Genomic DNA, 13767 nt, shown 5'->3' with positions numbered 1-13767 from the left:
GGTCAGCCCATGTGCGGGTAGCCGTGGTCGGTCGGCGGGACGAAGGTCTCCTTGATCGTCCGCGGCGACATCCAGCGGACCAGGTTGTGCCAGGAGCCGGCCTTGTCGTTGGTGCCGCTGGCCCGGGCGCCGCCGAACGGCTGCTGCCCGACCACCGCGCCGGTCGGCTTGTCGTTGATGTAGAAGTTGCCGGCCGCGTACCGCATCTTCTCCGCCACCTGGTCGACCACCCGGCGGTCGGTCGCGAAGATCGACCCGGTCAGCGCGTACGGCGCGATCGACTCGGCCTGGTGGACCACCTCGTCGAAGCGGGCGTCGTCGAAGACGTGCACGCCGAGGATCGGGCCGAAGTATTCGGTGGTGAAGGTCTCGTGCGCGGCGTCCGAGCACTCGAAGAGGGTCGGCCGGACGAAGTAGCCGACCGAGTCGTCGGCGGTGCCGCCGGCCAGGATCTTGCAGGTGTCGTCACCCTTGATCAGCTCCAGCGCGGCGGTGTGCCGGCCGAACGCCTTGTCGTCGATCACCGCGCCGCCGAAGTTGCTGAAGTCGGTGACGTCGCCGTAGGTGAGCGAGTCGGCGGTGGCAGCCAGCCGGTCGCGCAGCCCACCCTCCCAGATCGACCGCGGGATGTACGCCCGCGAGGCGGCCGAGCACTTCTGGCCCTGGTACTCGTAGGCGCCCCGGATCAGCGCGGTATGCAGGGCGTCCACGTCGGCGCTGGTGTGCGCGACCACGAAGTCCTTGCCGCCGGTCTCGCCGACCAGCCGCGGGTAGCCCCGGTAGCGGGCGATGTTGTCGCCGACCGTCTTCCACAGGTGCTGGAAGACCTTCGTGGAGCCGGTGAAGTGGATGCCGGCCAGGTCCGGGTCGGCGAGCACGACGTCGGAGACCTCCTCGCCGCGCCCGGTGACCATGTTGATCACACCGGGCGGCAGGCCGGCCGCCTCGAACAGCCGCATGGTGAAGTGGGCGGCGAACTGCTGGGTCGGGCCCGGCTTCCAGACCACGGTGTTGCCGAGCAGGGCCGGCGCCGACGGCAGGTTGCCGGCGATCGCGGTGAAGTTGAACGGGGTGACCGCGTAGACGAAGCCCTCCAGGGGCCGGTGGTCGAAGCGGTTCCACACGCCCGGCGAGGACAGCGGCTGCTCGGCCAGGAGCTTGCGGGCGAAGTAGACGTTGAACCGGAGGAAGTCGATCAGCTCGCAGGCCGAGTCGATCTCGGCCTGAACCACGGTCTTGGACTGGCCGAGCATGGTGGCCGCGTTGAGGGTGTCCCGCCAGGGACCGGCGAGCAGGTCGGCGGCGCGCAGGAAGATCGCGGCGCGCTCCTCGAACGGCAGCGCCCGCCACATCGGCGCGGCGTCCTTGGCGGCCTGGACCGCGGCGCGGGCGTCGTCGTGGGTGGCGTGGCCGGTCAGGCCGAGCACGTGGGCGTGCTTGTGCGGCTGGACCACGTTGATCGGGTCGCCGGAGGCCATCCGCTGCTCGCCGGCGATGGTCATCGGCAGCTCGATCCGCTCGGCGGCCAGTTCGGCCAGCCGCCGCTGGAGCCGCTCCCGGTCGGCGCTGCCCGGCTCGTAGGTGTGGACCGGCTCGTTGCGCGGCTCGGGTACGGAGAACACGGCGTCCATCACAGGCTCCTGTGCGATCTCGACGGCGGTGGCGAAATCGGACCCGCAAGCACCGGCCGGGTGGCCGGGTGCCGGACACCGCGCGGCGGACCGGTCGCGGCGGCGGGACCTCGGCCAATTCTTCCATGCGAGGGGCCCGGCCCCACCTCCACCGCCCCTGTTCCGGCTGCGCACGCCGGCACACCCGGACGCACCGCCGCACACCGGACCGTAGGCGACAAGCCGCCCCCGCCCGACGAATCTCTGGGCCGGGCCGTTCCCCACCTGTGATCCGTCGCCGGCCGATCACCGTGAGGACCGGCCGAGCAGAGCTGGACCGGCCCGGCCGGCCGGCTCCGGAGCGGGACCGGGCGGGCCGCGTACGCTGGATGGCCGGTGACCTGCCCGGCCCGTCGCGGCCGATCCGGCGTCCGTCGAGAGGGAGACGATGAGCAAGCAGCCCGGCAGCTCCACGGCCGCGGAACCGGACCAGCCCGCCGCCGGACAGGCGGTCGAGGCGCCGGTCGAGTCCCCCGCGGAGGAGACCGTGGAGGCCGCGCCCGCCGGGGGCCGGCTCCCGTACGCGCCCGGCGCCCTCGTGCTGGCCGTGCTGTCGGTCGGCTGGCTGGCCGCCATGCTCTGGTCCACCCGGGCCGCGATCACCTCGGCCGCAGCCGGGGTCACCGCGATCAGCCTCTCCGCGTACGCCCTGCCCGGCGTGATCACCGCCGCGCTGACGGCCGGCGCCGCGGTCGCCCTGGCGGCGACCAACCGGCTGGGCCGGGCCACCCTGCGCTTCCTCGCCGCCGTCGGCGCCGGCCTGCTGGTGGGGCTCGCTGCCGCGGTGGCGGTCAACCTGACGTACGCCGACAACGCGACCACCAACACCATCGCCGGCACCACGGCCGCGGCGGCGATCATCGGCGGGGCGATGGCCGGGGCGCGCAACGCCCGGGCGGTCGGCGCCCTCGCCGCCGCCACGCTGGCCGCGCAGGTCTTCGTGGTGCTGTTCAGCCGCGCCCGGGACCCGCTCTCCGACCTGTTCGGCGCCGGGGAGACCCAGCAGTCGATGCTCGACGCCGCGAAGTGGGTGTCCCGGACGGAGTCCCTGCTCGCCGGGCTCATCGCCGGCCTGGTGGCGTACCTCTACCTGGCCTGGGCCCGGCGTCGCGACGAGCGGCGGGACGGGGTCGCCGCGGAGGTGCGCTGGCCGGCGTACCTGGTGGCCGGGGCCGGCGCGGGCCTGCTCCTGCTGCTCACCGAGGTGATCATCCGGGTCGGCGGGCGCGGGCTGCTCGACCTGGCCGCCGCGCTCAGTGAGGCCGACCAGGTGGCGCAGACGGCGCTCGGCACCTCGCGGGTGGACAACGCCATCTGGGTGCTCTTCGTGGGGGCGCTCACCGCGCTGATCCTGTTCGGCCGCACCCTCGGCCCGCGCGCCGCGGACGACGAGGACGAGTCCGACTCCTGACCCCCGCGGGCGTCAGGAGACCTGGCGCAGCAGCAGGTCCAGCTCGGTCACGTCGTACCACTCCAGCTCGTGGTCCTCGGCCCCGTCGACGGTGAACTGGGCGTCGGGGTCGCCGGCCTGCGCCTCGGCCACCACCTCGGCGGCGGCGGCCACGTCGTCGACCGCGCCCGCGCCGTCCACGTGGATCGCGGCGACGGACTTCACCGGCACCGGCCCGGCGAGCCGGACCACGCTCGACCCCAGTTCGCCGGCGATCCGGCCGACCGCGATGGCTGGCAGGTCCACCGAGACGACGACCCGCCGCCGGGGCGCGCCCGGATCGGCCCGGAGCAGCAGCAGCGCTTCCTGGGCGGCCCGGGTGAAGGCGACGTACTCCAGCTCCTCCTCGTCGCCCTCGGCGTACCACTCCCGCAGCTCCGGGGTGACCGCGTGCGCCCCCTCGCCGGCCAGGCCCTCCTCGCGCAGCCGGGCCAGCATGGGGACGGTCGCCGGCACGTACACCCGGACAAGCTCGTCGATCACCGGTCTCTCCCCGCCGTCAGGCCCGGCCGACGGACGCCGGCTCCGGGCGCCGATCATGCCGTACGCCGTGACCGTCATACACCCCGCACCCGCCGCGGAGAAGTTCCACGCCGGTGTGTCCCCCGGCCGGATTCGCCGTGCCGGGCCTGGGTCGACCCGGCTGGTGATGGCAAACTGAGGCAAACGAAGCCAACCCCGGGAGTCACCGTGGAGCCGAGGTTCCTGCTGCTGTCCGACGTGGCCGCCGAGCTGAACGTCTCGGACTCGCAGGTCTACCACATGGTGCGCAGCGGCGAGCTGCCCGCCATCAAGATCGGCGGCCGGGGCCAGTGGCGGGTGGAGCGCGCCCGGCTGGAGGAGTACATCGAGCGCAAGTACGCCGAGACCGCCGAGTGGGTACGCGGCAACCCGCTCACCGACCGCGACGTGGAGTGACCGCCAGGTGGCGCACGGGCATTGACGGTCGGCGTTGCCTGCCCGAGAATGAGAGCCTGTCGGAGGCAAACGAAGGCAAACGCAAGGAACTGGGGTTGAGGATGGTCGACACCCGCCGCCCGCTGGCACCGCGTCCCCCGGTCCGGCTCCGGCCGGCCCCGCCGCTCGACCCGCCCTGCACCGACCAGGACCCGGCCTGGGGCGACGCCTGGGGCAGCGTCGACCAGCTCGCTTTCGACCTCTTCGAGCCGCCCCGTCGCGACCCCGACCGCCCCGCCGACCGGGCCGCCGATCGCCCCACCCGCCGCGCCACCGGGTGGGCCGGTGACGTCCGGCCGGTGCCCACCGGGCCGGGGCGCTCCGCCGGGCCTCCACCGGCCGCCCTGGTGACCGCGACCCCCGAGGCCGCCCGCGCGGCGCACCGGTTCGTCCGCACCTTCCTGGAGATCGCCAACGGCTACCGCCCACCCGGGCAGCTCCGGCCGCTCTGCTTCCCCGAGGCCGCCACCCGGGTGACCGCCGAGCTGACCCGCGCCGCCCGCCGGGTCGGTCCGCACCGCCCGACCGGTCCTCCAGCTGCGCCGGCTGCGGGTCTGCGAGCCACGGGCGGGCGCGGTCGAGGCCGCCGCCGTGCTGGCCGGCACCGGCGGGGTGAGCTGGGCGATCGCGCTGCGCCTGGAACACCGCCGCGGCACCTGGCTCTGCACCGTCCTCGACGTCCTCTGAGCCCCGTCCCCACCCGCCCTTTCGGCGATCTTGCGGTTCGAGCCCGCACAATGCCACTTTTGTGGTTTTCGCCGGGGCACCAACTGCAAGATCGCGGAAGTGTCCGGGGGTGGGACAGGGACGGGCCCCGGCCGGTGGCCGGGGCCCGTCGTGCGTGCTGGGGCGGGGCGGGTCAGTTGCCGCCGTTGGGGGCGCCGTGGCAGCGCTTGTACTTGCGGCCGGAGCCGCACGGGCAGGGCGCGTTGCGGGACGGGCCCTCGCCGGCGCCCTCGACCTGCCCGGGGGCGGCCCGCCGGGCGGTGCTCGCCGCGACCGCCTGGCCGCTCATCCCGGCCGTCGACCGGCGCGGGGTGGCGGCGGCGGGACGCTCCGACGTCTCGGGGCGGCCGATGCCGAGCGCCGGCGCCTGCTCCTCGGCGCGCTCGAGGACCGGCGCGCCGCGACCGGCCTCGCCGTCGACGGCGGGCGCCGAGTATTGCAGGCCCTGCTGCTGCGGCGTGCGGTTGAGACCCTTGGCCCGGATCTCCACCGGCTTCTCCAGCAGCTGGACCTCCTCGGCCTCCGGCTCGGGCTCCTCGACCTGCACGTCCAGGTTGTAGAGGAAGCCGACCGTCTCCTCCTTGATGCCGTCCATCATGGTGGCGAACATGTCGAAGCCCTCGCGCTGGTACTCGATGACCGGGTCGCGCTGGGCGTACGCCCGGAGGCTGATGCCCTCCTGGAGGTAGTCCATCTCGTAGAGGTGCTCGCGCCACTTGCGGTCGATCACCTGGAGCAGGACCATGCGCTCGAGCTGGCGTACCGCCTCCTCGCCGAGCTGCTCCTCGCGCTTGTCGTACGCGGCGTGCGCGTCCTCCTTGAGGCGGGCGAGCAGGAAGTCCTGGTCGAGGCCGGCCCGGGAGCCCACCTCCTCCTCCAGCTCCTCGATGGTGATGCCCACCGGGTAGAGCTGCTTGAGGTTGGACCAGAGCTGCTCGAGATCCCAGTCCTCGGCGTAGCCGTCGCTCGTGGCGCCCACCACGTACGCGCCGACCACGTCGTCGATCATGTTGCGGACCTGCTCGGAGAGGTCCTCGCCGTTCAGCACCCGGAGGCGCTCGGCGTAGATCACCTGGCGCTGCTTGTTGAGCACCTCGTCGTACTTCAGGACGTTCTTCCGGATCTCGGCGTTCTGGCCCTCGATCTGGGCCTGGGCGCTCTTGATCTGGCGGGTGACCATCTTCGACTCGATGGGCACGTCCTCCGGGATGTTGAATCGCTCCATCACCGCCTCGACGGCACCGGCCCGGAAGCGCTTCATCAGGTCGTCCTGGAGGGAGAGGTAGAAGCGGGACTCGCCGGGGTCGCCCTGCCGGCCGGCGCGGCCGCGCAGCTGGTTGTCGATCCGGCGCGACTCGTGCCGCTCGGTGCCCAGCACGTAGAGGCCACCGGCGGCGGCCACCTCCTCCGCCTCGGCGTCGCAGGCCTGCTTCCAGGTGGGCAGGACCTCCTCCATCGCCTTGGCGTACTCCTCCGGCTGCTCGACCGGGTCGAGGCCGCGCTGGCGCAGCTCGTTGGCGGCGAGGAACTCGGGGTTGCCACCGAGCAGGATGTCCGTACCGCGGCCGGCCATGTTGGTGGCGACGGTGACCGCGCCCTTGCGCCCGGCCTGGGCGACGATCTCCGCCTCCTTGGCGTGGAACTTCGCGTTCAGCACGGAGTGCGGGATGCCCCGGCGGCGCAGCATGTGGGAGAGGATCTCGGAGTTCTCCACCGAGACCGTGCCGACCAGCACCGGCTGGCCCTGCTCGTGCCGCTCGGCGATGTCCTCGACCACGGCGTTGAACTTGGCCTTCTCGGTCTTGTAGATGACGTCCGCCCGGTCGAGGCGGACCATCGGCCGGTGCGTCGGGATGGTCACGACGCCGACCTTGTAGACCTTGTTGAACTCGCTCGCCTCGGTCTGGGCGGTGCCGGTCATGCCGGAGAGCTTCTCGTAAAGGCGGAAGTAGTTCTGGAGGGTGATCGTGGCCAGGGTCTGGTTCTCCTGCTTGATCTCCACCCCCTCCTTGGCCTCGATCGCCTGGTGCATGCCCTCGTTGTAGCGGCGGCCGTGCAGGATGCGGCCGGTGAACTCGTCGACGATGAGGACCTCGCCGTCGCTGACGATGTAGTCCTTGTCGCGCTTGTAGAGCTCCTTGGCCTTGATCGCGTTGTTCATGTAGCCGACGAGCGGGGTGTTGACCGACTCGTAGAGGTTGTCGATGCCGAGCCGGTCCTCGATCTTGGCGACACCGCGCTCGGTGATGGCGATCGTGCGCTTGGCGTGGTCGACCTCGTAGTCGCCCTCGCCGTCGGTGCCCGGCTGGAGGCGGGCCACCACGGCGGCGAACTCCTGGTACCAGCGGGCGGAGTGCTCGGCCGGGCCGGAGATGATCAACGGGGTCCGCGCCTCGTCGATGAGGATCGAGTCGACCTCGTCGACCACCGCGAAGAAGTGGCCGCGCTGGACCAGCTCGTCCCGCGACCAGGCCATGTTGTCGCGCAGGTAGTCGAAGCCGAACTCGTTGTTGGTGCCGTAGGTGATGTCGCACTCGTAGGCCGCGCGGTGTTCGCTGGCCGGCCGGTTGGGCAGCACCACGCCCACGGTGAGGCCGAGGAACTCGTGCACCCGGCCCATCCAGGCGGCGTCGCGCTCGGCCAGGTAGTCGTTGACCGTGATCACGTGCACGCCCTTGCCGGCGAGCGCGTTCAAATAGACCGGCATGACCGAGGTGAGGGTCTTGCCCTCACCGGTCTTCATCTCGGCGATGTTGCCGAAGTGCAGGGCCGCGCCGCCCATCACCTGGACGTCGTAGGGCCGCTGGCCGAGCACCCGGGCGGCGGCCTCCCGGCACACCGCGAACGCCTCGGGCAACAGGTCGTCGAGCGTCTCACCGTCGGCGAGCCGCTCCCTGAACTGGTCCGTCATGTCCCGCAGCTCGTCGTCGCTGAGGTTGACGTAGTCGTCCTCGATCGAGTTGACGGCGGCCGCGATGGCCTTGAGCCGGCGCACCATACGGCCCGCGCCCGCGCTAAGGACCTTTTCCAGAATCGACACGGATCAACGCTCCCCTAGACAGTCTCGAACCATCGTAGGCGCTCCGACGCGGCGATGGTCACTGGTGGCGGCGGTCCGGAGCCGCGAACCCGACATAACGCCGAGCGGGTGCGCTGACCGGCGGTAATCGGGTTACGCCGTACGCGAACGATCCGGCACGATGGCTCGGGTGGAGCCTGTGGAGATCATCGAGGACGGCCTGCTGCTGCGAGCCTGGCGAGCGGAGGACGCCGACGCGGTGTACCGCGCCTGCCAGGATCCGGACATCCAGCGCTGGACCACCGTACCTCGCCCGTACCTGCCCGAACACGCCCTCGGATTCGTGACCGAGATCAGCGCGACCGCCTGGGCGGAGGGCACCGGGACGCCCTTCGCGGTCTGCGACGCGGCCACCGGCGAGCTGCTCGCCTCCTGCGGGCTGGTCGCGATCAACCGGGGCCTCGACTCGGCCGAGATCGGCTACTGGACCGCACCCTGGGCCCGGGGACGGGGCGTCGCGGTGCGGGCCACCCGGACGGTCGCCCGCTGGGCGTTCGACGCGCTCAAGCTGCGCCGGTTGATCTGGCAGGCGGAGGTGGGCAACCACGCCTCCCGGCTGGTCGCGCTCCGGGCCGGCTTCCGGGTCGAGGGCGAGCTGCGGCTCGCCCACCCCGCGGTCGGCGGCCGCCCCGAGGGCTGGATCGGCTCCCTGCTCCCGGCCGAGCTGGCCGCGCCGGGCGAGCCCGTCCCGTACCCCCCGGACACCCTCCAGGCCCGGCGGGCGGCGGTCTTCGGCCGGCCCCAGCCGGTCCTGTTCGCCACCGCCGGCGCCACCGAGCTGCGACTCCGCCCCTTCGAGGAGGGCGACATCGACGCGCTCGTGACCACCTGCCGCGACGAGGAGACCATCCGCTGGACCACCGTGCCCCACCCCTACCAGCGCGAGCACGCCGAGGGCTTCCTGCGGGACGTCACGGAGGCGGCCTGGGCCCGGGGCACCGGCGCCTCCTACGCGGTCGCCGACGCCGAGGACCGGTACGTCGCCTCGATCGACCTGCGCATCTCCCCCACCAGCCCGCTCGTCGCCGACGTGGGCTTCATGACCGCGCCGCACGCGCGGGGGCGGGGCTACCTGCCGGCCGCGCTGACCGCGCTCTGCGCCTGGGGCTTCACCACGCTCGGGCTGGCCCGGGTCGAGTGGCGGGCCAACGTGGGCAACACCGCCTCCCGCCGGGCCGCCGAGAAGGCCGGCTTCACCGTCGAGGGCACCCTCCGCGGCGGCGTCCAGCACCGCGGGGAACGGCAGGACGTCTGGATCGGCGGGCTGCTCCCGCAGGACCTGCGGTGACACCGGAGACCATCGAGGCGTACGGGGTGCGGTTGCGGCGGGACCGGCTCACCGACGTGACGGACATGGCCGCCGCCTGCGCCGACCCGCTCACCCAGCGGTTCCTGCCCGGCCTGCCCGACCCGTACACCGAGGAGAGCGCCCGGTGGTGGATCACCGAGGGCGCACCGGCGGCCTGGGCCACCGGCGGCGCGGCGTACACGATCGCCGACCCGGTCACCGACCGGCTGATCGGCGCGGCCGGCCTCAGCCACCCTGTGGCGGAGCGCGGGCAGGCGGAGATCGGCTACTGGGTCGCGCCGTGGGCGCGCGGCCGGGGCGTCGCCACGGCCGCCACCCGCACGCTGGCCGAGGCGACCTTCGCCGCCGGAACCGTCCGGCTCGAACTGCTCACCCAGGAGGAGAACGCGGCCAGCCAGCGGGTGGCGCTGGCCGCCGGGTTCCGACCCGAGGGGGTCCGCCGATCGGCCGGTCAGGGTCGGGACGGTCGGCACGACCTGGCCGTCTGGGTACGCCTCGCCGACGACCCGCCCGGGCCGACCGCGCGGCTGCTGCCGGACCTGCCCGAGGGCCGGCTCACCGACGGCGTGGTGACGCTGCGCCGGCTCGCGCCGGCGGACGCCAAGGCGCTGTACCGGCTGCACACGCTGCCGGAGGTGGTGGCGAACCGGGTCCCGCCGGTGGCGTCGGACCGGGAGTCGATCGAGCGGCGCTGCCGCATGGCGGAGAGCCACTGGCTGGCCGGCCGCTCGGCCGACGTCGCGATCCTCGACGCGGCGACCGGCGCGGTGGCAGGCGGCTGCGCCCTCGTGTACGACGAGCCCGCCACCGGGCAGGGCATGCTCGGCTACAGCCTGCTGCCCGAGGCGCGCGGCCGCGGGCTCGCCACCCGGGCGGTGGGCCTGGTGGCCGCCTGGGCGTTCGACGTCGGACTGGCCCGGCTCTGGGCCGGCACCCGGCCGGAGAACGCCGCCTCGCAGCGGGTGCTGGCGAAGGCGGGGTTCCGCCGGGAAGGGCTGCTGCGCGGCCGGCTCCCCGGCCCGGACGGCACCCGCACCGACTCGGTGGTCTTCGGCCTGCTGTCGACCGACCGCACCCGCTGACCACGGAAGCCGTGGTGGTCGCCCACCACGGCTTCCGGCCGATGTGGTCCCTGCGAGGGGTGGTCAGGGGTCAGGTGTCGAGCGAGATGATCCCGTAGTCGTAGGCGTGCCGGCGGTAGACCACGCTCGGGCGGCCCGACTCCTTGTCCTGGAACAGGTAGAAGTCGTGGCCGACCAGCTCCATCTGGAACAGCGCGTCGTCGACCGTCATCGGCTCGGCGGGGTGCACCTTCGCCCGCGCGATGTGCCACGGCTGGTCGTCGGGCTCCTCGTAGCCGCCCTCGTCGGGCCGTTCCGCGACGGCGGTGGCCGTCCCGTGCCCGTTCAGCGTCGCCAGGCCGGGCCCGTCCAGATCGGCCACCGGCAGGTCGGCGGTGGCGGCGGCGACGGAGAGCGGCGCGTGCCGGCCGCGGTGCACCCGGCGGCGGTCGGCCGCCCGGCGGAAACGCGTGTCCAGCTTGGCTATGGCGGCGTCCAGCGCGCTGTAGAAATCGTGCGTGCAGGCCTCGGCCCGGATCACCGGACCACGCGTCACGCAGGTGATTTCCACCCGCTGGCAATGATCGGCCTGGCGCGGATTGCGCTCGTGGAACAACTCGACGTCCACGCGAATGAGTTTGTGATCGTAGCGTTCGATCTTCGCTAGCTTCTCGGCTACGTGTACCCGGTAATGGTCCGGCACTTCGACGTTACGGCCCTTGACCACGATGTCCACGTGACCTCCCTTGTTCGGACGGTCGTTCGGTCCGGATCTTCCGGTCGACAGCACCCAGGGAGAGCCCCGCTCGGCGTCGACCGGTACGTACGGCTACGCCTCCTTCCAGGCCGGGGGAAGGTTGGCAACCCTCCTACCCCCGACACGAAAACGCTAACGCCTGTTCGGCCACCAGTCACCCCCCGTTGCCGGGAGAGGCCGCGAAATTTAACAGCTCATACACCATGGGGTGAAACGGAAACACGAAGCGTCACCAATGGTGCCGCTTTTGCGTTGCGGCGAGCACGGCCGCGACCTTTGGCGTCATTCCCGCTGCGTGCAGGATGCGGCTCACCGCCGCCAGGTCGCCCCCGTGGTGACGATGTCGTCCAGCAGCACCACGGGCCCGGTCGCCCCACCGGCCCGGCGCAACCGGAAGGCCGCCTCGGCCGCGGCGGCCCGGCCGGCGCTGTCCAGCGCCACCGAGTCCGGCCGGGGCAGCGCGCGCAACGGCCGGAGCACGCGTACCGGCCACCCGGCCGCGCGCAACCGGACCGCCGCATGTCGGGTGAGCCGGTCCAGGTGGTCGCCGTACCGGGTGCGGGCCGCCAGCGCGGTGTCCGGCACCGCCACCAGGGTCACCGGGCGCCGCGAACCCACCGCCGCGGCGACCACCTCGGCCAGCAGCGAACCCAGCGGCCGGGCCAACCCGTGCCGGCCCCGCTCCTTGTACGCCAGCAGCCCGCTCCGCAGCGCGCCCGCGTACGGCCCGAGGGCGACACAGGGCGGCAGGCCGGGCGGGGCCGGATCGGGGCGGGTCGGCGCGGGAGTCAGCGCCTCCAGGTCACCCACGCAGGGTGGGCAGAAGCCCTGGCGCAGGCCGGGGACGCGCTCGCCGCAGCCGGCGCACCCGGCCGGCAGCACCAGGTCGGTCAGGTCCGACCAGAGCCCACCCAGGTCCGGCACCGGCGGCTCAGTAGAGGAAGAAGGGGGCGGTCGGGTTGGTCGCCCGGCTACCCGCCGGCACGTCCAGCACCTGTTCCCGCTTGATGATGTCGAACGGGTTGTTCCGGAAGGCCGCCCGGTTCGCCTCGTACATGTACGACAGCGACGGCAGCCCGCCGACGGCGCCGCCCGGATAGGCCGCCAACTGGGTCACCTCGGCGCCGATGTTCGTCTTGAGGGGGATCTCCTGGGCGCCGTCGACGGTCAGCTGGTGGATCGCCGGCCGGTCCGCCTCGTTGCCGGCCAGGACCAGCTCGTTCTCCGCGACCCAGTCGACCGCGGTGACCGCGGTGAGCAGGCTGACCAGAGGGCGCGGCTGTCCCACGCTGATCACGCCGCCGTCGACGCTGACCGCGGCGAAAAACAGGTTGCCCCCGCTGACCAGGGCGATCCGGTGTCCGTCCAGGGACCCGGCGACCGCCACGACCGGGCCGGGGACGGCCAGCGGAACCTGGTTCATCACGGCCGCATCGTCGAACCGGTAGAGCTTGCCGTCGGCCACCACCAGGCCGGCCGGGTGGCCCTTGTCCAGGGAGCGGAGCCAGGTGGGTCGGCCGATCGTGCCGAACGTCCGGCTGCTGGTGTTGAACACCGTCACCGGGTCCGGGCCGGAGCCGACCCGGAGCCGCTGCCGGCCGTCCGCCCCGGCCACCACCAGCGCGGCCAGCACCTGGTCGTCGGCGCGGGCGACCGCCGCCGAGACCACGTTCTTGTTGGCGTCGGGCGCCAGCGGTACGCCGACTCTCGGTTCGTTGCCGATGGCGAGCGGGCGGACGGCGCCGTCGTAGACGCTGAACCGCGCCGGGACGGCCCCGGCCGGGTACGCGACGTGCGCCGTCCGCTCCTGCTCGAGGTCGACGCTGAGCCGCTTCTGGTTCTGGATCTTCAGGTCGAGCTGACCGCTCAGCTCGGGCAGCGACCAGGCGAGCTGGGTGGCGAGCCGGGCGAGCCGCTTGTCGTCGGCCGCCGGCATGGCCAGGTCGACCTCCCAGTGCCCGTCCGAGCCGGTGGCGTTGTTGATCGGCCGGGTGCCGTCAGGCAGCCTGGTCACACCCTTGGCCAGCCAGTCGGAGGGGCCACCGGTCAGCCACTTCACCACCTCGGTGACCCGCCGCTCAGTCGGAACCGACGAGGGCAGGTAGCGCAGGTCGGGCACCAGCCGCGACTGGTCCGAGTTCCAGAAGTAGATGGTGCGCGAGCGGTAGTACTCGTGCAACGCCTTGTCGCTGATCAACAGGTCGTTCGGCACGTCGGTGAGGAGCAGCGCCGCGCCGGCCGGCTCGGCCCGGCGCAGCTGGAACACGTACTCAGTCTCGTTGGCCCCCGGCGGGGCCAGGGTGCCATCGGCGCGCAGCACACCGACCTGCTGCACCTTGACCGTGACCTTGCTGGTGCCCTGGTTGTTCGGCGGTGTGACCTCAGGCTTCTCCCGGAGCCGGACCACGGTCAGCTGGATCTCGCTGCTCTGCTTCTCCGTCAGCCGGCCCCGCGCCTCCGGCGCGACGAAGTCCTTGACTCGGCTGTAAGCCTGCTCACGCTCCCCGGCCGCGGCCGCCCGCAGGTAGTTCTCGATGAACGCGCCGGGCTCGGCGCTGTCGGTCGGGGTGGGCGGCCGGGCGGGGCTGCCGTTGAGCGCGCCGGCCTCGGCGGCCGGGCCCGAGCCGTCGACCTGAACCTCGGTCTGGTCCGGGATGCCGCAGCCGGCCAGCCCTGCCGGTAGCAGCGCGCCCGCTAGCAGCGCGGTCACCAGCCGCCGCCTCAGGACCGCCGCCTTCGTTCGCGACTGCGGGGCTCG

Annotated in this window: 9 protein-coding genes and 2 pseudogenes; 5 read left to right on the top strand and 6 right to left on the bottom strand. The window is 73.1% G+C overall.

Going from position 1 to position 13767, the window contains the following annotated elements:
- Positions 1–2 precede the first annotated feature (2 nt).
- Entirely contained in the window at positions 3–1631 is a 1629-nt protein-coding gene (pruA, locus tag AC0OLQ_RS06245) for an L-glutamate gamma-semialdehyde dehydrogenase (RefSeq protein ID WP_484530552.1), read from the bottom strand.
- Positions 1632–2058: 427 nt separating this feature from the next.
- Between pruA and AC0OLQ_RS06240 the strand changes: the two genes are divergently transcribed.
- The gene (locus AC0OLQ_RS06240; RefSeq protein ID WP_484530551.1) at positions 2059–3081 is read left to right on the top strand and encodes a hypothetical protein; all 1023 of its coding nucleotides are present in this window, start codon (positions 2059–2061) and stop codon (positions 3079–3081) included.
- A gap of 12 nt (positions 3082–3093) precedes the next feature.
- On the opposite strand, the gene AC0OLQ_RS06235 is transcribed toward AC0OLQ_RS06240, so the two are convergent.
- Complete coding sequence (locus tag AC0OLQ_RS06235) at positions 3094–3603, bottom strand: DUF6912 family protein (RefSeq protein WP_484530550.1); 510 nt, start codon at positions 3601–3603, stop codon at positions 3094–3096.
- Between the two features lie 207 nt (positions 3604–3810).
- On the opposite strand from AC0OLQ_RS06235, the gene AC0OLQ_RS06230 reads away from it, so the two are divergent.
- Positions 3811–4038, top strand: coding sequence for a helix-turn-helix transcriptional regulator (locus AC0OLQ_RS06230; protein WP_484530549.1), 228 nt, complete (start codon positions 3811–3813; stop codon positions 4036–4038).
- A 101-nt stretch (positions 4039–4139) separates the two neighbouring features.
- A pseudogene (locus tag AC0OLQ_RS06225) lies at positions 4140–4764 on the top strand (Rv3235 family protein).
- A gap of 172 nt (positions 4765–4936) precedes the next feature.
- On the opposite strand, the gene secA reads toward AC0OLQ_RS06225, so the two are convergent.
- Complete coding sequence (gene secA / locus AC0OLQ_RS06220) at positions 4937–7843, bottom strand: preprotein translocase subunit SecA (protein WP_484530548.1); 2907 nt, start codon at positions 7841–7843, stop codon at positions 4937–4939.
- A 160-nt stretch (positions 7844–8003) separates the two neighbouring features.
- On the opposite strand from secA, the gene AC0OLQ_RS06215 reads away from it, so the two are divergent.
- The gene (locus AC0OLQ_RS06215) at positions 8004–9170 is read left to right on the top strand and encodes a GNAT family N-acetyltransferase (protein WP_484530547.1); all 1167 of its coding nucleotides are present in this window, start codon (positions 8004–8006) and stop codon (positions 9168–9170) included.
- On the top strand, positions 9167–10273 hold the full coding sequence (locus AC0OLQ_RS06210) for a GNAT family N-acetyltransferase (RefSeq protein ID WP_484530546.1): 1107 nt from the start codon (positions 9167–9169) through the stop codon (positions 10271–10273). Before AC0OLQ_RS06215 ends, AC0OLQ_RS06210 begins: the two co-directional genes overlap by 4 nt.
- A gap of 70 nt (positions 10274–10343) precedes the next feature.
- On the opposite strand, the gene hpf is transcribed toward AC0OLQ_RS06210, so the two are convergent.
- The 3 genes and pseudogenes from hpf to AC0OLQ_RS06195 form a co-directional block, all read right to left on the bottom strand.
- On the bottom strand, positions 10344–10988 hold the full coding sequence (gene hpf / locus AC0OLQ_RS06205; protein WP_484530545.1) for a ribosome hibernation-promoting factor, HPF/YfiA family: 645 nt from the start codon (positions 10986–10988) through the stop codon (positions 10344–10346).
- A gap of 250 nt (positions 10989–11238) precedes the next feature.
- A pseudogene (locus AC0OLQ_RS06200) lies at positions 11239–11891 on the bottom strand (ComF family protein).
- A 49-nt stretch (positions 11892–11940) separates the two neighbouring features.
- Positions 11941–13734, bottom strand: coding sequence for an LpqB family beta-propeller domain-containing protein (locus tag AC0OLQ_RS06195; RefSeq protein WP_484532283.1), 1794 nt, complete (start codon positions 13732–13734; stop codon positions 11941–11943).
- Positions 13735–13767: the final 33 nt, after the last annotated feature.

Source organism: Micromonospora sp. Utrum1, assembly GCF_057197805.1.
The sequence above is the reverse complement of the archived record's forward strand: the minus strand, read 5'-3'. Positions and strand labels throughout refer to the sequence as shown.